At 67.3% G+C, this 18,685-nt stretch carries 18 protein-coding genes and 1 pseudogene; 8 read left to right on the top strand and 11 right to left on the bottom strand.

The features are described 5' to 3' along the window. Positions 1–24: 24 nt before the first annotated feature. Positions 25–948 (bottom strand): LysR family transcriptional regulator, encoded by a 924-nt coding sequence (locus tag IBX22_RS09630; RefSeq protein WP_194814948.1) that lies wholly within the window; start codon positions 946–948, stop codon positions 25–27. A gap of 131 nt (positions 949–1,079) precedes the next feature. On the opposite strand from IBX22_RS09630, the gene fdxA reads away from it, so the two are divergent. Next, positions 1,080–1,433, top strand: a complete 354-nt coding sequence (gene fdxA, locus IBX22_RS09625; RefSeq protein ID WP_194814947.1) for a ferredoxin — start codon at positions 1,080–1,082, stop codon at positions 1,431–1,433. 6 nt (positions 1,434–1,439) lie between these two features. Here the strand turns inward: fdxA and IBX22_RS09620 are convergent, their stop codons facing one another. After that, positions 1,440–2,021 (bottom strand): GNAT family N-acetyltransferase, encoded by a 582-nt coding sequence (locus tag IBX22_RS09620; protein WP_309234509.1) that lies wholly within the window; start codon positions 2,019–2,021, stop codon positions 1,440–1,442. Between the two features lie 23 nt (positions 2,022–2,044). Next, entirely contained in the window at positions 2,045–2,674 is a 630-nt protein-coding gene (locus tag IBX22_RS09615; protein ID WP_194814945.1) for a TetR/AcrR family transcriptional regulator, read from the bottom strand. 72 nt (positions 2,675–2,746) lie between these two features. Between IBX22_RS09615 and IBX22_RS09610 the strand changes: the two genes are divergently transcribed. After that, positions 2,747–4,183 carry a carotenoid oxygenase family protein gene (locus tag IBX22_RS09610; RefSeq protein WP_194814944.1) on the top strand — a complete coding sequence of 479 codons (1,437 nt, stop codon included), beginning with the start codon at positions 2,747–2,749 and terminating at the stop codon, positions 4,181–4,183. Between the two features lie 75 nt (positions 4,184–4,258). After that, the gene (locus IBX22_RS09605; RefSeq protein WP_194814943.1) at positions 4,259–5,116 is read left to right on the top strand and encodes a nuclease; all 858 of its coding nucleotides are present in this window, start codon (positions 4,259–4,261) and stop codon (positions 5,114–5,116) included. A gap of 12 nt (positions 5,117–5,128) precedes the next feature. Here IBX22_RS09605 and IBX22_RS09600 read toward each other — a convergent pair whose 3' ends face one another. From IBX22_RS09600 to IBX22_RS09580, 5 genes are all read right to left on the bottom strand, one after another. Next, positions 5,129–6,244, bottom strand: coding sequence for a hypothetical protein (locus tag IBX22_RS09600; RefSeq protein ID WP_194814942.1), 1,116 nt, complete (start codon positions 6,242–6,244; stop codon positions 5,129–5,131). Positions 6,245–6,378: 134 nt separating this feature from the next. Further along, positions 6,379–7,101 (bottom strand): hypothetical protein, encoded by a 723-nt coding sequence (locus tag IBX22_RS09595; RefSeq protein WP_194814941.1) that lies wholly within the window; start codon positions 7,099–7,101, stop codon positions 6,379–6,381. Between the two features lie 256 nt (positions 7,102–7,357). Beyond that, positions 7,358–7,789: a helix-turn-helix domain-containing protein gene (locus IBX22_RS09590; protein WP_194814940.1), complete on the bottom strand. Its 432-nt coding sequence runs from the start codon at positions 7,787–7,789 to the stop codon at positions 7,358–7,360. Positions 7,790–7,831: 42 nt separating this feature from the next. Further along, the gene (locus tag IBX22_RS09585) at positions 7,832–8,854 is read right to left on the bottom strand and encodes a hypothetical protein (protein WP_194814939.1); all 1,023 of its coding nucleotides are present in this window, start codon (positions 8,852–8,854) and stop codon (positions 7,832–7,834) included. A gap of 4 nt (positions 8,855–8,858) precedes the next feature. Further along, positions 8,859–9,395 (bottom strand): hypothetical protein, encoded by a 537-nt coding sequence (locus IBX22_RS09580; RefSeq protein WP_194814938.1) that lies wholly within the window; start codon positions 9,393–9,395, stop codon positions 8,859–8,861. A gap of 151 nt (positions 9,396–9,546) precedes the next feature. Here IBX22_RS09580 and IBX22_RS09575 point away from each other — a divergent pair, with 151 nt between their 5' ends. The 3 genes from IBX22_RS09575 (at position 9,547) to IBX22_RS09565 (ending at position 11,813) form a co-directional block, all read left to right on the top strand. Then, on the top strand, positions 9,547–9,990 hold the full coding sequence (locus tag IBX22_RS09575) for a hypothetical protein (RefSeq protein ID WP_228538270.1): 444 nt from the start codon (positions 9,547–9,549) through the stop codon (positions 9,988–9,990). A 62-nt stretch (positions 9,991–10,052) separates the two neighbouring features. Further along, positions 10,053–10,661, top strand: a complete 609-nt coding sequence (locus tag IBX22_RS09570) for a hypothetical protein (RefSeq protein WP_309234508.1) — start codon at positions 10,053–10,055, stop codon at positions 10,659–10,661. A 57-nt stretch (positions 10,662–10,718) separates the two neighbouring features. Continuing rightward, complete coding sequence (locus IBX22_RS09565; protein ID WP_194814937.1) at positions 10,719–11,813, top strand: alpha/beta hydrolase family protein; 1,095 nt, start codon at positions 10,719–10,721, stop codon at positions 11,811–11,813. 76 nt (positions 11,814–11,889) lie between these two features. On the opposite strand, the gene IBX22_RS09560 is transcribed toward IBX22_RS09565, so the two are convergent. The 3 genes from IBX22_RS09560 to IBX22_RS09550 form a co-directional block, all read right to left on the bottom strand. Further along, a complete protein-coding gene (locus IBX22_RS09560) occupies positions 11,890–12,090 on the bottom strand; it encodes a DUF397 domain-containing protein (protein WP_194814936.1) in 201 nt (66 codons plus the stop codon). A 228-nt stretch (positions 12,091–12,318) separates the two neighbouring features. Then, positions 12,319–12,861 carry a YaeQ family protein gene (locus IBX22_RS09555; protein WP_194814935.1) on the bottom strand — a complete coding sequence of 181 codons (543 nt, stop codon included), beginning with the start codon at positions 12,859–12,861 and terminating at the stop codon, positions 12,319–12,321. A 21-nt stretch (positions 12,862–12,882) separates the two neighbouring features. Then, a complete protein-coding gene (locus IBX22_RS09550) occupies positions 12,883–14,484 on the bottom strand; it encodes an alkaline phosphatase D family protein (RefSeq protein ID WP_194814934.1) in 1,602 nt (533 codons plus the stop codon). Between the two features lie 109 nt (positions 14,485–14,593). On the opposite strand from IBX22_RS09550, the pseudogene IBX22_RS38515 reads away from it, so the two are divergent. Next, a pseudogene (locus IBX22_RS38515) lies at positions 14,594–14,914 on the top strand (hypothetical protein); the annotation flags it as partial. Between the two features lie 564 nt (positions 14,915–15,478). Further along, on the top strand, positions 15,479–18,685 hold the full coding sequence (locus IBX22_RS09535) for an arabinosyltransferase domain-containing protein (protein WP_309234507.1): 3,207 nt from the start codon (positions 15,479–15,481) through the stop codon (positions 18,683–18,685).

Raw genomic sequence — 18,685 nt, 5'->3', positions numbered from 1 at the left:
ACGGCACCGGCGTGCACGGCCGAGTTACCCCGGGCCGCGCTTCTGTTCGAATCGTTCCGCGTAACGGATGAGCAGGTCACCGGGGTCGGCGGGCGGGGACTGGCGGCGCCAGACAGCACGGAACTTGCGGGTGAGAACCGCGTCGGCGAGCGGGATTTCGATCAGCTCGCCGGCGGCCAGGGCGGCCCCGGCGACGAGCCGGCTGAGGACGGCGGGTGCTGTGCCGGTGCGCGCCGTTGTCAGGATCGCCGCGGTCGAACCCAATTCGGCTGCGGGGGAGCGAGGTTCGGATTCGGCCGCGAGCAGCTCCCAGATGGTGTCCCGAGTGCCCGAACCGGGCTCGCGCCACAGCAGGGCGGTGCCCGCCAGTTCGCGCACGGTCAGCGGTTTGCGACGGCGCGACCACGGATGACTGCGTCCGACCACGACCACCAGGTCGTCGGCGCCGAGCACGCGGCTGGCGAGTTCGGCTGGGGCATGGGGTCCTTCGACGAACCCGACATCGGCCTGCGCCTGCTGCACCCAGGCTTCGACCTGGCGGGAGTTGCCCACCTCGAGCGCCACCGTCACCTCGGGCCGGGCCGCGCGCAAGGCCGCCAGCCAGTGCGGCATCCGGTGGTCGGCAATGGTTTTCGAGGCCGCGATGCGCAGTTTCGGCCGGTCGGCGGCGCGCAGGGTGGTGAGGTAGTCGGTGAACGTGCGCGCCGCCGCGAGCACCGGGCGGGCGTGGTCGACGACGGCGCGTCCTGGCTCGGTGAGGACGGAGCCGGTGGGCCCGCGGTCCAGCAACCGCAGCTGTAGCCGCCGTTCCAGCGCGGCGATGCGCATGCTGGCGGCCGGTTGGGTGATGCCGTGCCGGCGGGCGGCGGCGCCGAGACTGCCCAGCTCGGCGACCGAGACGAGCAGATCGAGCACCTCCAGGTCGGGTGTGCCCGGTGGAAGCGTCATGCAGGGATTATGCGCCATGCACCCATAAGGCGGCCTGATGAGGTGGTCGGCATTTGGTGTCTACCGGACGCCGGGACCAGCGGTGATCGTTGAACCGTGCCCCTGCGGGCAGCGAAAACCGAGGAGACATCATGACTTTCGTCATCGGAGCGGCCTGCGTCGACGTCCTGGACCGCGCCTGCATCGAGGAGTGCCCGCTCGACTGCATCTACGTCGGCGACCGCATGGCCTACATCAACCCGGCGGAATGCACCGACTGCTCGGCGTGTGAACCGGCCTGCCCGGTGGAGGCCATCTACTACGAGGACGATATGCCCGCGGGCGAGGAAATCTTCGTGACCGAGAACGCGCGCTTCTTCGACGAGGTGCTACCAGGGCGCGAAGGGGCGCTCGGCGATCCCGGCGGTGCGTCGAGCCTCGGCGCACTGGGTGTGGATACGGCGTTCGTGGCGGCCTATCCGGCAGCCACCCCGAATCCGGCGTAGCGCTGACTATCGTTCGGCGCTCGCCCATTCGTCGCTGAGCATCGCGAAATCCAGTTCTGTGGACCATTCGCCTTTGAAGATCTCGTTGTGCACCAACCGGGCTTCCTGCCGCATCCCCAACCGCCGCGCCACCTTGGCGGAGGCGGTGTTGCGTTCGTCGAGTCGCGCGATGATGCGATGCAGGCCGAGGTCTTCGAACCCGAGGCGCAGCATGGCCTGCGCCGCCTCGGTGGCGTAGCCGTGCCCGCCGGCGTCGGGATTCAGCACATAGCCGATCTCGCCGCCGGCATGAATTCGGCTGTGCCAGAACAGGATCACATCGCCGATCAGGGCGCCGGTTTCGGCGACCTCGATGCCGAGGGTGAGTGCCTGACCTTCATCGGTGAGCCCGGGATTCGCCCACTGCGTTTCGAGCCGCTCCGCGATGGCCTCCCGCGTCATCGGCTCGAACGGTACGTACCGGCAGACGTCGGGCACACTGCGATACGCGTACAGGGCTTCCACGTCCGCAATTGTCAGCGGACGCAACAACAGTCGCTTGGTTCGGATCGGATACGTGGGATGCAGGGCTTGCGAAGCGGACGACACGCCGTCCATCGTGCCAGCGGTGCTCAGGTAAGCGGCCCGGATTGCAGTACGCGCAGGCACAGGCGGGTGCATTCGGCGGCGAGTTCGGCGGTGGACAGGGTGATGGCGCCGTCGAGCCAGCCTTCGATGAGCTGGTTGACGCCGCCGGTGATGAACATGGCCGCGCGGCGGAGTTGGGTGGCGTCGTGGGCGCCGAGAACTTCGGGGGCGTGCTGGACGACGAGGTCGGCGATCATGGCCAGGACGTCATGGCGGCGTTCGGCCAGCCCGGGAACACCGGCGGTGTCGCTGGTGACGATGCGCATGATCTGCGGGTCTTCGGCGGCGGTGTCCAGGAAGGCCTGGAGGGCGGCCTGGAGTTTCTCGGCGGCGCCGCCTTCGGCGCCGAGCCCGGCCTGGACCATCGCGGTGAGCAGTTGGTCGCGCACGTCGTCGGCGACGGCGAGCAGGAGTGCGTCGCGGTTGGCGAACTGCTCGTAGAAGTAGCGGTCGGTCAGGCCCGAGAGAGCGCAGATGCCACGCACTTTCACCCCGGCCGGCCCGGACTCGGCCCACGCCTTGCGCCCGGCCGCCAGCAGCCGGGCCCGGCGTTCGGCCCGCCGGGCCTCGGCGCTGACCCCGCCGTAGGGGCGCATCACCTCAGGCCTCGTCATTGACATCACTCTAGGCCCCTCCGTAAATTGGATGACGAACGTCATCAGATTGTTCGGTTCAAAGGAGAACCCATGTCGATCGACGAGGTCAGGGCGCCCGAAGCGGACCTGCATCACCGCGTGTACGAACCGCTGCTGGATGAGCGTGCCTATCGCGTCGAGCAGATCGACGGGACGCTGCCCAAGGATTTGACCGGCACGCTGTACCGGATCGGGCCCGGCAAGCATCGGGTCGGGAACACGTTGCTGCACAGTCTCTTCGACGGCGACGGCATGGTTTCGCAGTTCGTGCTCGACGGCTCCTCGGTGCGCTACCGCAACCGATACGTCCGCACCCGGCACTTCGAGCACGGCCGGCGCTCGGATCGGATCCGGTATCGCGGCGTCGGCACCCAGATCCCCGGCGGTCCGCTGGCCAATATCGGCCGGTTGCCCGCCAACCTGGCCAACACCAATATCGTCAACTATGACGGCGGGCTGCTGGCGCTGTGGGAGCTGGGCAACCCGCATCGGATCGACCCCGATTCGCTGGATACGCTGGGCCCCTTGGATTTCGACGGCAAGCTCGGATTCCTCGGCGCGTTCTCCGCGCACCCGAAATGGGATCCGGTCACCGGCGATATGTACAACTTCGGACTCGACCTGCTGCCCACGCCCCGGATTCGCACCTACCGGGTAGACCGCTCCGGCCGGCTGCATTTGCTCGCGACGGTGCCGATGCTGGACCTGGTGTGGAATCACGACTTCGCGCTGACCGGGAAATACCTGGTCTTCGTACTCGACCCGCTGCTACCGGACCTGCCCAAGATCGCGCTGGCCAGCCATTCCTTCATCGACTCGCTGCGCTTCGACCGGGCCAAGGGCACCAGATTCCTGTTGGTGCCCAAGGCCGGCGGTCGTCCGCGCATCGTCGAGCACGAGGCACTGCTGCACTTCCATCTGACCAACGCCTACGACGACGGCGCGGATGTCGTCGTCGAATTGGTGCGCTTCGACACCCCTTGGGACGAGGTCCGCGGGGCGACCAACTCGATCAACAGCGGTCTCGCGCAAGTTCCGCGGTTCCCGGACTCGCGCCTGATGCAGTACCGGATCACCCGGGGCGGCACGGTGATCGAACGCGAGCTCTCCGGGCGGTCGGTGGAATTCCCGCAGTACGACTGGCGGCAGAGCACGCGCCGGCACCGGTACAGCTATCTCGCGGGCAAGAGCGCGGACGCCCGGGTCTACGACTCGATCGTCAAAGTCGACCAGCGCTCGGGTATGGAGACGCGCTGCGAGTTCGCGCTCAGCAGTGTGGGCGAACCCCTGTTCGTACCGCGCACCCCTGATGCCGAGGAGGACGACGGCTGGTTGCTGTTCCTCAATCATCAACTCGCCGAACATCGTTCACAGCTGGTCCTGCTCGACGCCCGCGATTTGGAGCGCGGCCCGCTGGCCACGGCGTGGCTCGGCCATCACATCCCGTGGGGTTTCCACGGGACCTTCACCCAGCGGATCGCCCGCTGAGAATCTGGGGAGTTACATCCGAGCTGTCGCTGGCGATAATCGAGTAGGGATCTGCCTATTACCTGGAGTGATGTCATGGTCGAGCTCGGTTTCGTCGGTGTCAGCCGTCCCGCTAACGATCATCGGTTCGTCAGCACGACCGATGGTGATACTCCGAATATCGAGATGGCCGTGCGCATGGTCTCGATCGATACGCCCGAGTCGCAGTTCGGCGGTAGCCCGCCGACCGCCCAGGCCGCGCTCGAACGGGCGAAGACGCGGCTGACGGACGGCACGTTCGACGCGCTGCCCAAGGAGCTCCGCGACTACCTGGTCGCCCGGATCACGCCCGACGCCGCACAGCGCCACCTGGCCGCGGGGAAGGCCGCGGCCGAGGTGCACAAGCAGATGGTCGATACCCGGCTCACCCGGCCCGACGGGAGTCGGCGCAAGATGGCGGTCATCGCGACCGGGGAGCTGATCGAGAGCAAAGGCCGGATGCTCGCCTACACCGCGCCCTGGTTCAGTGGATCCGCGAGCGACCCGATGCCGCCGCGCGACGACCCGCGCCGCCGCACCTTCAACCTCGAGCTGGTCGCCGCGGGCTGGGCCGCCACCTTCATCATCTACCCCTCGATCCCGCGCACCAGCGACCTGAACATGCTGCTCGACGCGGCAAAGCTGGCCTGGGACAACAAGTCCGGCGCCTGGACGCACGGCGGCGCGGATCTACTGCTGGCCTACGAGTACCGGGCGCTGATCAAACTCGGCGCCGCGAACCTCGAGAACGCCGCCGCGACAATGGATGAGGCGTTCCAGCGGGTGTGCGTGGACTTGCGGGATCTCACCGAGGTCGGCCTGCACGGCTATCACGAGGTGCCGCCACCGGACCGGTTGTGGTTCTGGGCCAAGGACATCGAGCAGGCGCGCCGGGATCTCCCGATCACGCACTGAGCCGCCCGGCGCTCATTCGCGCGCCGGGTCGGGTTCCCACGGAACGAACGGCCGCCCCTCGGACGCCGCGGCTTTGCGGGCCGACTGCAGCTGGAACGGTGTGATCCCGCCCGGCTGCCACGCGCTCACCGACCCGGCCGCGACAGCCGAGCCGGCTTTCGGCGCGAGGCCGATCTCGTTGCGCACCACCGTGATCGGCCGATCGGCCAGGGTGAACCAGTCGAGGTCGAGGAAGTCGTGGCTGCCCTGGGTCAGCGCACCGCGGCGCATCGCGTCACCGAGCCGGACCGCCATGCCGCTGGAGCGCAGATGGCCCGCGTTGGCTTCGAACAGTCCCGCACCGGCTTTCAAATAGCCGGTTTCGAACAGCGAGATGACCATGGCGAGCAGGCTGAAGGCGCGCGGGTCGTCGTTGGCGCGCGCCATGAACGCGAACACCTCGATCTCGTTCTCTAGCGTGGTGCCGTAGCCCGCCAGCACGTGCACCCAATCATGTTGTGCCAGTAGGGGCGGCGCGGATCCAGGCAGTCCGGGCGTGACGAATCCGCGATCGCGATAGAAGTCCGCGACACCGCGCCCGAGCGTGCCGACCGGCAAGTCCCACAGCTGCGCCCAGCGGGCGGCCAGCGCCGGATCGTCGGCGACCTGGCCCCAGGAATTGTCCAGCTCCGCGGTGTGCAGCGCGTTCAGCCGATCCGCCTGCAGGCCACCGAGGTAGCCGTTGCGGTCGAAGTCGGCCGCCGCCAGATCCGCTGCCCCGTCGGCGTATTTCTGGGCGACCGCGATCATGTCGTCGTCCACGCCCAGCGCGTCCGCGAACTCGCGCAGCCGCTGCGCCACCGTGGCGGGCAGGGGCCGCACTACCAGCGCGGCCAGCAGCATGGTTTGCACGATCCGTTCCCGGAAGATCCGGTTGCGCCGCGCCAGCTTGTCCGCGAACTCCACGGCCGTGATCGGCGTCAGGGCTTCCAGTTCCACCGCATGCCCGGTCATCGACAGGAACAACGACGGAATCAGTAGCTGTTGCAGGGGCGTCGGGCCTTCTTCGCCGGCCGCGGCGGCGAGCACGCCGCGCGCCAGCGTGCGCACCTCGTCCGCGTCGGGCGGAGTGAGCAGTACTTCAACCATCCGGGCACCCTTCGATCGCTCACGCTATTCTGCGGCCGAATTATCCCCTGCCCGTAGCGATTTCGCTCAGGGCGTGAAAGCGGCGAGGGCCCGGTCCGCCGTAGCGGACCGGGCCCTCGAGATCGAAGCGGTGACTACTGGTTCTCGGGCGCGTTGATCCGGTTGTAGAAACCGATGCCGACCACGATGGCCGCGGGCACACCGGTCAGCACCAGACCGGCGGCAGCGCCGAGCGGGATGCCGACAGCGGCACCGGCGAGGCAGCCGGCGATACCGGTCGCGCCGCCCAGGTCCAGGACCGGCAGGCCCAGGATCAGGCCGCCCGCGCCGCCGATGGCGCAGCCCGCGCCGCCGCCGACGATGGTGCCGACCAGGGTGCCGATGGCGGTGATGATGCCGAACTGGGTGGCCGCCGCGGACACGGCGTCATCGAAGGCGTCCTGCTTGACGACGTCGTGGCGCAGGCTGGACGGGTGCGCCGCGTTGACGTCCTTCACCGGGGTCAGCACGGCGCGCAGGCCGTCGACGCTGGCGTTGATCGGGTATTCGAGATCGTTCAGGGTGTAGGCGAGCGGCAGGCCGACGACCACGTTGCCCGTCTCGTCGTGCACCTGGAACTGGCCGTTGTCGGTGGTGAGCGAGCCTTTGTCGGTCTCGACGACGACGGAGTCACCCTCGATGGAGGTCTTCCAGTTGATGCCGGGCAGCACCTGCTTGACGCCCTGGTCCACGCCGTCGAGGAACGACGGGAGGACCGGCGCCGGGATCGGAGCCGGCTCGGCGTGCGAAGTACCGGTAGCGATGCCGAGAGCCGCGATAACCAGAGCCGAGGTTGCGGCGATCTTGCTGAACTTCATTTATTTGCTTTCCCTCAGTGGCGCGGTCCCTCATCGAGCCCGCGGGTCCTCGACCGAGCACCCATGGTCAAGTGTCCAAGAGATTGTTGCTGAAAAGTAACTTAACGTTTCATAAGCGGACGAAACGGACTGTGATCTAAATCAAACAGTCTTGGCACGGCCGCTCAGGACGGGATTTTTCCGAGCCCGGAGTCGGGTGTGACTCGCACCACAAAAGGCGCCGAGAGCGCTCAGTTGGCGCAGCGGGCGGCGCAGTTCACGATTGGGACTCGGGCAGATCCGGCGGATCGGCGGGGAGGCCCTCCTGGACGCGCAGAAACTTCAGGTAGTCGATCAGCGAGGCCAGCGACTGCTGGGACAGATCGATGGCGCGGAACGCGATGGCTTCGAGGCCGGGCGCGGTACTGAGCCGCAGGTACTCGATTTCCTGGCGACCGCGCTGCCAGGCCTCGTCGTCGGTGAAGAACCGGATGTCGACGCCGAAGGCCGCGGCCAGCCCGGTGGCGTGCTTCAGCGACGGATTCTGCTTCAGGCCCGAACGCAGTTGTGCCACGTAGACGGCCGAGATCGGATGGCCCTGCTCGGTTGCCCGGCGGGCGATCTCGTCGGCGGTGTACCGCCTGCCGTTGGTGTTGGGCATCGTGCGGAACAGGTACTCCAGCCGGTCTGAGAAGGGCGCTCCTCCCATGCCACGCTCCTCACTGACTCGGGCTCAACGTTGAGTTAGCCGTCATGCTACAGCATATGAAAGGGGGGCCTCGGGCCTGCGGAACCGGCGGGCGACAGCCAATTCATATGCGGCACAGTGGTTGTTGTCATGCGCGGTGGCGCGGATCATCTGGTCGCCCAGCCCGTGGGCCGCCGCCAGGGCCGGTTCATCGCGTTGCAGCAGCCGCAGTGCATCGCTGACCTCGATCAACATATCGGTGACCCGGGTTTCGGCGCGCCTGCCCAGCTGCCTGCGGAAACGGACCTGTGGATAGCGCTGCGTCAGCCAGGCATGCAGGGGCGCGAGCTGGTCGATATAGGACCGGGCCAGGCGAGTGCTCCGGAACGCGCCCAGCACGGCGGGTCCGACGCTGCCCGCCACGAGCAGCAGGCTCGCGACTATCTGGAACACCATGGTGAGCACGCGCGCCCACGGCGGCGGCAGCGCGGGCCACGTGACGACCACGACGATCACCCACATCTCGTACACGGTGTACATCAGGACCACGCCCACCAGGATGCTCAGCAGGACGCGCCGCCACTGGCGCTCGCGGACGCTGGCCCGGGCGGCGACCAGGCCCAGCGTGCAACTCGCATGCATCATCAGTGCCGCTTGCAGGATCCAGTAGAGCTGGATGCGCGGGCTGCCGTCGAATTCGCGGGCGAAGCCCGCGCCGTGCGGTTGCTGCGGCGAGGTCAGGAACAAGAAGACGAGCACGATGACGACCGCGCCGTACACCACGCGGGTCGCCAGCACCCGGCGTCGGCTCGACGGCGTGGCCGAGAGCGCGTGTCCCCAGTAGAAGGTGGTCAGGGCGATCGCGGTCAGGCTACAGAAGTGGCTGAACAGATAGGCGGCGTTGATCCGGATCACATCGAACGCGGCCTCGACGGCCGGTGTCAGCGCGAGAAAGCTGAGCGAGAGCAGCACCAGGATGACGATCGGCGCGCGCTGCCCGCGGGCGCCCTGCGGTGTCAGCTGCCAGACCAGAACACCGGCCCCGAGCAGGATCAGCACGGCCATCGCGGTAACGAACTGTGCCACTGGGTTACTCGATTCGGGTGCGGGGAAAGCCCAGTGCCCCACGAATGTTCGCGGATCCACCGGTGTCGGCGTCGCTCCACAGGATGGTGCGCAGGGTTTGCCGGGCGAAGGCCTCGGCCTCGCGTTCGCAGCTGGAGTCGTACGCCGATCGGTATCTGACCATCGCGAAGTTGCCGATGGCGGCCGGACTGACGACCGAACACAGGGCCTGACCGGCGTCGAGCCGGAGCTCGACGCTGGTGTGGCCGTGCAGGATATGCCCGGCTTCGTGCAGCACGGTGTTGATGCGGGCGATGTCCGGAAGGTCGGCGTCGTATTCGATGAGATCCCCCGAGTGGGTGCGCAACCACCGGCCGGCCACGGCGGGCGGCAGTGTCGTGCTGGCGGCGATGCTGACCGGAATTCCGCTGGCGGCGGACAGGATTCGGCCGAACTCGGGCAAAGTGAACGGTTGCAGCTGAGCTGTGCGTCGTTGTACCACGGCCAGGGTGCGGCGCCGGGCGCGTCGGGTCTTGTTCAAATCGGCTGGGTCCTCGGGCATTTCCCCCATGCACGATATTGCCACAGCCTGCCGCCGGAACCGGCATACGGCCGCGCCCGGAATTTCGGGGTCTTGCCCGCAATAGCACAGCGGCACAGCCGGATTCAATATGATCTTGCTGGCCGAGGCGCGTTTGCGGGAGGATGGCGGAATGGGTAGACGCGCGCGTGAGCCGGATGCGCCCACCGGCACCGCGCCGGCGCGGTCTGTCCTGGCCGAGGTGGTGGTGGCGCTGCACTCCGACCTCGCGGAGTGGATGGGCACGGATGCGCCGCCCAAGGTCTTCGATCGGTTCGCCGAGGCGTTGCACGAGCAGTTCGGCGCGGTGACGGTCGTCGCGCAGGTCGTCGACCGCGACACCTTGCTGACCGGGGTGTGGTCGGTGCGCAACGCACAACCAGGTTTGCGGATCGAGATCTCCGAGTTCGAGGAGATCGCGAGCACCGACACCGTGGCGGTGGTCCGGTTCGTCGCGGAGTATCAGCACGAGCAGATGCGCGCGCGCCGGATGGTGACCGCGGTGCTGATCGCCGGCGACCACGGTTATCGCTGGCGCTCACTGCACGAAACCGCGCCGCCGCCCGCCGGGCTGTGACACGCGCAACGCCCCGCCCAGGCCATTCGTCCCCGGGCGGGGTCAGGCGTTAACTTGTTCGGGTGACGAAGAGCGGTGTATCCACGGTGGCGGCAGCATGGCAAGCGGGCGACGGAACTCCGGTGTCATTGAAGGACGCGACCGTGGCCTGGGCGCTGGCCGCCCACACCGAGCTGGCCGAGATCGCCACCGGATACGGGTATTTCATCACCGTGACGGAATTGGCCGAGCGGGTGCAGGAGGTGTCCGGCGTGCACACCGCCGCGCCGACCCGCACCTGGATGGAGGCGATTCTGCGTAAGGTCGCGCGCCGCTGTCACAAGGCGGGGGAGCCGCCGCTGACCGCGCTGTGCGTGCGGCAGAACCACACCGTCGGCGAGGCGTACAAGTACGTCCTCGAATTGGCCGCGCTGCCGATCCCGGACGACCTCGAGCTGCACGCCGCCTACGCGCGCTGGCAGTGCTACCAGTTCCACGGCGCCGAGATGCCCGAGGACTTCTCCGTCCCGCCGCTCACCCCCAAGGTCGCGAACCGCCGCCGTCCGGTCAGCAAGATGACCACGCAGGTCGCGCACACCGGCGCCGAGATCGCGCAGCCGGTGCGTTCGGCGGTGTGCTCGCAGTGCTACATGCAGCTACCCCGCGCCGGGACCTGCATCAACTGCATCTGAGGCCGCGCGAACCTTACTGCGTCGCATCGGAATTCGGGACGTTGTATCGTGCACGCCATGGGGAGAACGCTCAGACATTTCGGGGTGGGTTTCGTGGCGGCGATACTGCTGCCGTTCGGGGTGTCGGCAGCGCCCGCCACGGCGGAATCCAACCCGGAAGCCTTCGACTTCTTCGTCGATTCCAGCATGGGCCAGATCAAGACGCGCATCCTGCCGGCGGCCGACGGCAACACCGATCGCGTGGTGTACCTACTCGACGGTGAACGCGCCGAAGCCGATATGAACGGCTGGGAGGAATACACCAGCATTCCGGCGGCACTGGCCGAGTTCAACATCAATGTGGTGATGCCGGTCGGCGGCCAGTCCAGTTTCTATGTCGACTGGGCCGAGAAGAGCAGCTTCAACGGCGTCAATCCGGACGGAACCGCTTTGCCCGGTGCGGATTCCGGTTCCGCGGTGTCGGGCTGGACCGAGACCTCGGGCAAGACCAGCCGCTATGTCTGGGAGACCTTCCTGACCCAGACGTTGAAAGCCGCGCTTAGTGATCGGCTCGGCTTCAGCCCGAGCCGCAACGGCGTGTTCGGCTTGTCCATGGGCGGGAGTGCGGCGCTGCTGCTCGCGGCCTATCATCCGGAGCAATTCGTCTATGCCGGTTCGCTTTCCGGCTACCTGTACATGTCGGCGCCGGGTATGCGGGAGCTGCTGGGGGCGGCCATGATCGCCGCCGGCGGCTACAACATCGACGCGATGGCGCCGGCGGGCAGCGCGCAGTGGGCGCGGATGGATCCGTACCAGTTCGCCCCGAAGCTGCTGGAAAACAAGACCCGCCTCTACATTTCAGCGGGCAGCGGACGACCCGCGCAGCCGGATCTCGCCTCGGCCGACGCCGTCATCCAGGGCATGCCGCTGGAGGCGATCGCGCTGGCCAACACCCGCTCGTTCGAAGCGCGGTTGACGGCGCTGGGTTACACCGACAACGTCACCTACGACTTCCCGAGCATCGGCGTGCACAACTGGGGTAACTGGCAGCAGGTGGCCAATCGGCTGGTGCCGGACATCGCCAAGAACATCGGGCGGCCGTTGCCGGAAGGCGGCCCGCCGCCACCGGCGGATGGTCAGCCGCCGGTCGATGGGGCGCCGCCGCCGAGATAGCCAGCGCAGCACCTCCGCGCGCTCAGGGCGACAGTTTGTCATCCTGAGCGGCGCGAAGGAGCTCAGCGGGCTGGGTCTACCGATCGAATGTGCCGGACGCGATGGACTCGGTGAAGGCCGTCCACTCGCCGGGATGGAATACCAGGGCGGGGCCGGAGGGGTTCTTCGAGTCGCGGACGCCGACTCGTCCGGTGTCGAGGAAGGCGACCTCGACACAATCCTTGGTGCCACTGCGCTGGCTCTTGAACCACTTGGCGGCGGACAGTTCTGATTTCACAGCTTCTCCTTTGCAGTCCTGCGAATGAGAGTTGGCGCCTCCCCGCCACATCCAACAGTGCAGACCCGAGGGTCTGCGCAGGACTACGATACGACTGGATCCGTGCGTGCACTATCGATTCCGGCGGAATTCCGATGTCGCTTTAAATAACTCTTGTCATTAACAGAATTAACGAGCGAGCTATTGTTATGCGGCGCAACCTATTTCGCTGATTACGCATTTCCGAGATCATCCGATGTGGTGCTCTTCGACCGGCGTGCTCAGGCTCGCCCCGTTCAGCTCCAGGAACAGCTCCCGCTCGGTGATCGACACGGTGGCGGTGTTGCGGCGGTCGATGGCGGGGACGGCGGCATCGATGAAGGCGCGGTCGAAGCTGTAGACGGGGATGTCCGCGCTCCGGTGGATCCGCTTGCCGGTCAGTTGCGCGAGCACCTTGACGGGATCGCGGTGGGTGTAGACGGCGGCCCGCCCGGCCAGCTTGCTGCCACGATGCAGGCGGTCGGCGTCGGGGGCGCCGACCTCGATCCAGGCGGTGGTCCGCCCGGTGAGGTCGCGCACCAGCACGGCGGGCTGGTCGGTGGAGGAGACGCCGCCCTCGCTGAAGGTGATGCCGTCGGTGTATTCCAGGCAGTAGGCCAGCAGCCGGGTCAGCATGAACTCGGCGGTCTCCGAGGGGTGCCGCGCGACCCGCAACTCCAGATCCTCGTAGACGCCGCGGTCGACGTCGGCGAGCTGGACGGTGAAGGTGTGCAGGGTTGCGCTCAGGGCCATAGCTGCGGAGCCTACTGGGTGCTACGTATTTGCCTCGAGGTCGAGCTCGGCGACCTTGATCAGGCCCTCGTCCGGGAGCGCGGTCTCCAGGGTGAACGTGGCGCTCCGGCCCGCGCTGCTGAAGGAGGCGATGGAATTCCCGAAATGCGGGCCGGTGATCTTCTGCCAGTGCACCGGGTCGGGGGAGATCCCGCGTTTGTCGGCGAGCCAGCGCAGCGCCGAGGCGAGCGGGCGGGCCCAGGACAGCGCGAACAGCAGGTGATACTGCTTCGGTGGATCGTTGTGCACCGGGGAGCACACCAATTGCAGCACTTTGGATTTCGTGGGCTGGGCATATTCGGCACGCGCGGCGTAACTGTGGTGCACGTCGCCGGAGAGGACGCAGATGGTGCTCGGCGCGTCCGGTGCGGTGCCCAGGCGGTGGATCAGGTCGGCTAGTCGTTCGAACGAGGCCCGGAACGCGGGCCAGTGCTCCAAATCCGCAACCTGCCTGACTTTTTCGCCCAGCCGGCCACGGCGGCCCGGCAGGCTCGCGGCGCGCTCGTTGAGGGATTGCAGGTGGCTCACGGCATGGGGCATCAGCCACGGCAGCGAGGAGCCGATCAGCAGATGGTCGAAATCGCCGGTGGCATTGGCCTCGATCCAGTCGAATTCCTCGTCGCCGACCATGAGCCGTTCCCCGTCGAGGATGCGGCCGCTGCGAGTGTCGATGACCAGCAACCGGATTCGGCCGAAATCGCGGCGGTAGGACCAGCGGGTGGGTTTGCGGCCGTCGGCCTCCTTGTCGGCCTGCTCGGCGAAATCTTCCAGCAGCTCTTGAACGTCGGTGCCCGCCTTGACGATCTCGCGGTAGAGGTCGTTGCTTTCCAGGTCGTCCGGGCTGAGGTTGCCGAGATGCTGATACACCCAGTAGGAGGCCAGCCCGGCGCGGATGCGGCCACGCCACCACGGCTTCTCCGCCATCTGCTCGCGCCAGATGCGGGAGGTGTTCCAGTCGTCGCGCACGTCGTGATCGTCGAAGATCATCGAGGTCGGGGTGGTCGACATCAGCCAGCGGATCTCCGGGTCGGACCAGGATTCGTGGTACAGCTCGGCGTACTCGCGGAAGGACACCACCTCCTTCTCGGGCTCCTCGCCGTTGCGGCGTTCCGCCAGCCATTGCTCCACATACGGTGTCGGCTGATCGGCGTAGACCTGATCGCCGAGCAGCATCAGCGCGTCCGGCCACTGCTGTTCGGGCAGGTCGCGCATCCGCATCGCATACGCGTCCAGCGCGTCGGGGCCGACCTTGTCCGCCTCCAGCACGCCGGGTGCCGCCTTGGCCGCGCGGCAGGAGCCGAACAGGATCTGCTGCACCGGATGGGTGCGGATGCGGCAGGGTGGGAAGTCGGAATCCGGTTCCGGCCAGACGGTTTCACCATCCAGGGTGACCTGGTAGGGGATCGACGCCCCGGGTTCCAGGCCATCGATGTGCACCAGGGCGAAGTGCAGTTCACCCACCTGGAACGTGCGGGTTCGGTGCCCCAGCACGTCCACTTCACAGGACATATCCGTTTCTACCCAGACCGTCGCCGAGGTCGCATCGACGTGCCGCAACACCGGGCCCAAGACCAACTCCGCCATAGTCTCGAAGGTACGTCGTTGCGAGCCGCCGGGGTTGAGAAAGTTCGAGTCGATTCCGCCAACCAACTCATAAGGAGTTTCCTGGCCGGTATGGCTAGCATCGTCGATCGTGCGTGCAGATTCACCCAGGTTGTCCCGGGTTCGACTGGTCGCCGTCATCTCCGGGGGTCTCGGTCTGCTGCTGGCGGTGCTGGTTCCGCTGCTTCCGGTGCGGCAGGATCGCACGAGCCTGGATTGGCCGCAGCCCCAGGCGATTCAGGTCACCGCGCCACTGGTGGGTTACGCGCCGCTGGCACTGGACTTCACGATCGCGTGCACGACACTGCGGGATCTGCCGAGCGGGACCGTGGTGTCGACGGTGCCCGCGCAGGCGCCGGGGGAGAAGGGGCTGCTGGTTCGGATCGAAGAACGGTCCGGAATCGGGCGCACCCTGGCGGTTTCGCTGCGCGGTACACCGCTGCTGACCGCTGCGATCGCCGAAATCACCGGCGGTGGGCCGGTATTCGATCACACCGACCCCGAACCGGACCCGGCCGAAGTCCCAGTGCCCCCATCGCCCTCCGGCACCGCCCCGGCACCGGACGGAAGTAGCCCGCCGAGGTCCGCGACCAATCCGCCCGAATCGGGGATCAACCCGCCGCCTGGAGCCCCTCTACCGCCGCCTGGCGCACCCTATCCGCCGCTTACGGCGTCGACTCCATTTCCATCGGGGATCAACCCGGCCCCATCGGGAGTCAATCCGCCGCCATCGGGGGCCAGTGCGCCGACGGCTGGGCAAACACCACCGCCCGGAGCTCCTCTGCCGCCGCCTGGCGCACCCTATCCGCCGCCGGGGGTTGAGCTGCCCTCAGGCACTGACCCGGTTCCTGGCTCGGGGACGACTCCAGTGCCTGGGGTGCAGCAGCCGTCCACTCCAGGTCCTGGTACGGATGCGCCGCCAAGCACTGTGCAGCCGGGTCCGACCTCGCCTGCCAACCCGTCAGCGACTGGTGCCGTGGCCCCTGTCGAGAAGCCCGCGGCGACGGGTCTTTGCGGCGTGCTCACCGTGCATTCCACCGCGTCCGGTACGACCGCTGAACTCTCCGGGCTCACCCGTGCGGACGGCACGCCTTTCCGGAAGACGATCGCAGAGGATATCCGGCCCCAGATCGTGGGCCTGTACACCGATTTGGATCGTGCCCAGCTGGGTGACGCTCGGCTGCACGTGGAGATCGACTCCCGCTTCTCGTCCAGCCCGAGCCTGTGGAAGCTCGCCGCGATCATCGGCGCGGTGCTGTGCACGCTCGTCGCGCTGATCTGCCTGCACCTGCTCGACACCACCGATGGCCGCCGCATGCGCCGCTTCCTGCCCGCGCGATGGTGGCGGTTCAACCGCACCGATGGCGTCGTGGGCGGAACGCTGCTGCTGTGGCATGTGGTCGGCGCCAACACCTCCGACGACGGCTACATACTCACCATGGCCAAGGCTTCCCGCGAGGCCGGGTACACCGCCAACTACTACCGCTGGTTCGGTGTCGCGGAGGCCCCGTTCGGCTGGCCGTACGAAGTGCTGGCCTGGATGACCCGGATCACTGACGCCAGCCTGTGGATGCGACTACCCGCACTGCTCACCGGCCTACTGTGCTGGTGGCTGATCAGCCGAGAAGTGCTGCCGCGCTTGGGCTCCCGAGTCCGAACGAACACAATGGCCCGCTGGACCGCCGGTCTGATGTTCCTCGCGATCTGGCTGCCCTACAACAACGGCCTGCGCCCGGAACCGCTGATCGCCCTGGGAGCACTGCTGACCTGGTGCTCGATGGAACGCGCCATCGCCACCCGGCGACTACTCCCGGCCGCCGCCGCCGTATTGATCGCCACGTTCGCACTAGCAGCCGGACCAAGCGGACTGATCTGTCTGGCAGCACTTTTCGCAGGATCGTGGCAGGTGTCCAAAGGGGTGCTTGCGGGCCGCCGCTATTACGCCACGACCTCAGTCGAGTCCGCCATGGCATCTGGTGATTCTGCTGTGCTCTCAGGCGAGTCCGCCATGGCATCTGGTGATTCTGCTGTGCTCTCAGGCGAGTCCGCCATGGCATCTGGTGATTCTGCTGTGCTCTCAGGCGAGCCCGTCACGGCATCTGGTGATTCTGCTGTGTCCTCAGGCGAGCCCGTCACGGCATCTGGTGACTCTGCCGGGTCCTCGGACGAACCCACCACGGCCCCAGACGAATCTGCCATAACCTCAGGCGAATCTGCCGCAATCCGTTTCGGCGCAGGCCAGACCTCGGCCGAGGGTGAGGGGAAGAGTGCATCCCGTCCAACTCTGAGCGACAAACTCCGTGCCGCGCCGAAATTGTCGCTCAGAGTTGGAAGACCAGGGCCCCGTCAGGTCGCGGCCATGGCGGCCGGTCCGATAAGTCGGTTAAGTCTGGGCGATCTCGCGCTGGTGGCGCCGATCCTGGCGGCAGGCAGCCTGGTGCTGGTTGTGGTGTTCGCCGATCAGACTTTTGGCTCGGTGTTGGAGGCTGTTCGCGTGCGGCGGCTGGTTGGGCCCGATCTGGCGTGGTTCGAGGAGACCACCCGCTGGGAGTCGTTGTTCTCGCTTACCCCGGATGGATCCCTGGCGCGGCGTTTCGGGATTCTGGTGATGCTGCTGTGCTTGGGCTTGTGCAGCTTGGTCGCGATGCGCAGGGGTGGGCGAATTCCGGATACCGCGCGTGGTCCGGTGACGCGGGTGCTGGCGGTGGTGATCATGTCGCTGCTTTTGATGGTGTTCACGCCGACGAAGTGGACACATCACTTGGGGGTGTACGCGGGGTTGGCCGCCGCGCTGGCGGCGGTCGCGGCGGTTGTGCTGGGCAGCAATATGATTCGTGCCCGCTATCAGCGCTCGCTGGTCGCCGCTGCGGTGTTGTTTCTACTGGCGTTCTGCTGTACCGGGTCGAACGGGTGGTGGTACGTCTCCGGGTATGGCGTGGCCTGGCCGAACCGGTCGCCGCAGTTGGCGGGGATCGGTGTCACCACGCTGCTGCTGATCCCGGCGGTGGTGTTCGTGCTGGCTTCGGTGTGGCATTACTTCCGCGAGTCACACCGGAATGATTCGGCCCCAAGCCGTTTCGCGGTTCAGCCGCTGGCTCTCGCCGCCGCAGCTCTGGTGCTGTTCGAAGTTGTCACAATGGCTGCCGCTGCCTGCGCGCAGTACCCGGCCTATTCGGTGGCGCTGTCGAATGTGCGCAGCCTGGCCGGGAACCGGTGTGGGATGGCCGATTCCGTTCTGGTGGAGACGAATACCGCGGATTCGTTCCTGCAGCCCTTCACCGGCTCGGCCGCCGAGGGGCTCGACGCGGAGAACACCGGATTCACCGCGAACGGGGTCGGCGAGCTCGTGCCCGATGGCCCGCCGAGCGGCAATCAGAAGAAGGCCGGTCCGCCGCCCGGCAGCACTGCGTTGCCGTTCGGACTGGATCCCACCCGCATCCCGATCCTGGGCAGCTACACCAGCGGCGCGACGCAGGCAGCGCGCCTGACGACGGAGTGGTATCGCCTGGATCTGACTGCTGTGCAACAGGATCCCGCCTATCGGGTACTGATTCTGACAGTCGCCGGGCGCATCGAGGGCTCGCAGTTGCGCATGGAGTTCGCGGATCGCGCCGGCGACGGCACCATCCGGCCGCTGGGCGAACTGGTGCCGCCGCAGGTCGGTGGCGCTCCGATGTGGCGGAACCTGCCGCTCGCGCTGGATCGAATTCCGGAGGGGACCAATGCGATTCGCTTGGTAGCGGCGGTGGACCAGCCTTCCGGGCAGCAGTGGCTGGCGGTCACTCCGCCGCGCCTCCCGCACCTGGCGACCTTGAACTCTCTGGTCGGCAGCACAGCCCCGGTCCTCACGGATTTCCATGTGGGCTTTGCCTTTCCGTGCCAGCGACCGTTCGGTCACCGTGATGGCGTGGCGGAGCTACCGGTCTGGCGGATCACGCCCGACAAACTCAATTCCCGAGTCGCCGAGACCTGGCAGAACGACACCGGCGGCGGCCCGCTCGGCTGGACCGGCCTGCTGACGCGGTCGCGAACCCTCCCGGCCTACCTGGAGCACGACTGGACCCGGGACTGGGGTGAACTGCAACTGCTGACGTCACTCCTCGACGCACCCTCGGCGACACTGACTTCGCGAACCGAAACCGACTGGGGCCTGGAGGATTACGGCCCCATCGGGACGCGATGA

It is taken from the genome of Nocardia sp. XZ_19_385 (assembly GCF_015355755.1).
GTDB lineage: Bacteria > Actinomycetota > Actinomycetes > Mycobacteriales > Mycobacteriaceae > Nocardia.
The sequence above is the reverse complement of the archived record's forward strand: the minus strand, read 5'-3'. Positions and strand labels throughout refer to the sequence as shown.

Coding starts and splice junctions, on each gene's coding strand:
- IBX22_RS09630 (WP_194814948.1), bottom strand. CDS start 948: ATGACGCTTCCACCGGGCACACCCGACCTGGAGGTGCTCGATCTGCTC.
- fdxA (WP_194814947.1), top strand. CDS start 1,080: ATGACTTTCGTCATCGGAGCGGCCTGCGTCGACGTCCTGGACCGCGCC.
- IBX22_RS09615 (WP_194814945.1), bottom strand. CDS start 2,674: ATGACGAGGCCTGAGGTGATGCGCCCCTACGGCGGGGTCAGCGCCGAG.
- IBX22_RS09610 (WP_194814944.1), top strand. CDS start 2,747: ATGTCGATCGACGAGGTCAGGGCGCCCGAAGCGGACCTGCATCACCGC.
- IBX22_RS09605 (WP_194814943.1), top strand. CDS start 4,259: ATGGTCGAGCTCGGTTTCGTCGGTGTCAGCCGTCCCGCTAACGATCAT.
- IBX22_RS09600 (WP_194814942.1), bottom strand. CDS start 6,244: ATGGTTGAAGTACTGCTCACTCCGCCCGACGCGGACGAGGTGCGCACG.
- IBX22_RS09595 (WP_194814941.1), bottom strand. CDS start 7,101: ATGAAGTTCAGCAAGATCGCCGCAACCTCGGCTCTGGTTATCGCGGCT.
- IBX22_RS09590 (WP_194814940.1), bottom strand. CDS start 7,789: ATGGGAGGAGCGCCCTTCTCAGACCGGCTGGAGTACCTGTTCCGCACG.
- IBX22_RS09580 (WP_194814938.1), bottom strand. CDS start 9,395: ATGCCCGAGGACCCAGCCGATTTGAACAAGACCCGACGCGCCCGGCGC.
- IBX22_RS09575 (WP_228538270.1), top strand. CDS start 9,547: ATGGGTAGACGCGCGCGTGAGCCGGATGCGCCCACCGGCACCGCGCCG.
- IBX22_RS09565 (WP_194814937.1), top strand. CDS start 10,719: ATGGGGAGAACGCTCAGACATTTCGGGGTGGGTTTCGTGGCGGCGATA.
- IBX22_RS09555 (WP_194814935.1), bottom strand. CDS start 12,861: ATGGCCCTGAGCGCAACCCTGCACACCTTCACCGTCCAGCTCGCCGAC.
- IBX22_RS09550 (WP_194814934.1), bottom strand. CDS start 14,484: ATGGCGGAGTTGGTCTTGGGCCCGGTGTTGCGGCACGTCGATGCGACC.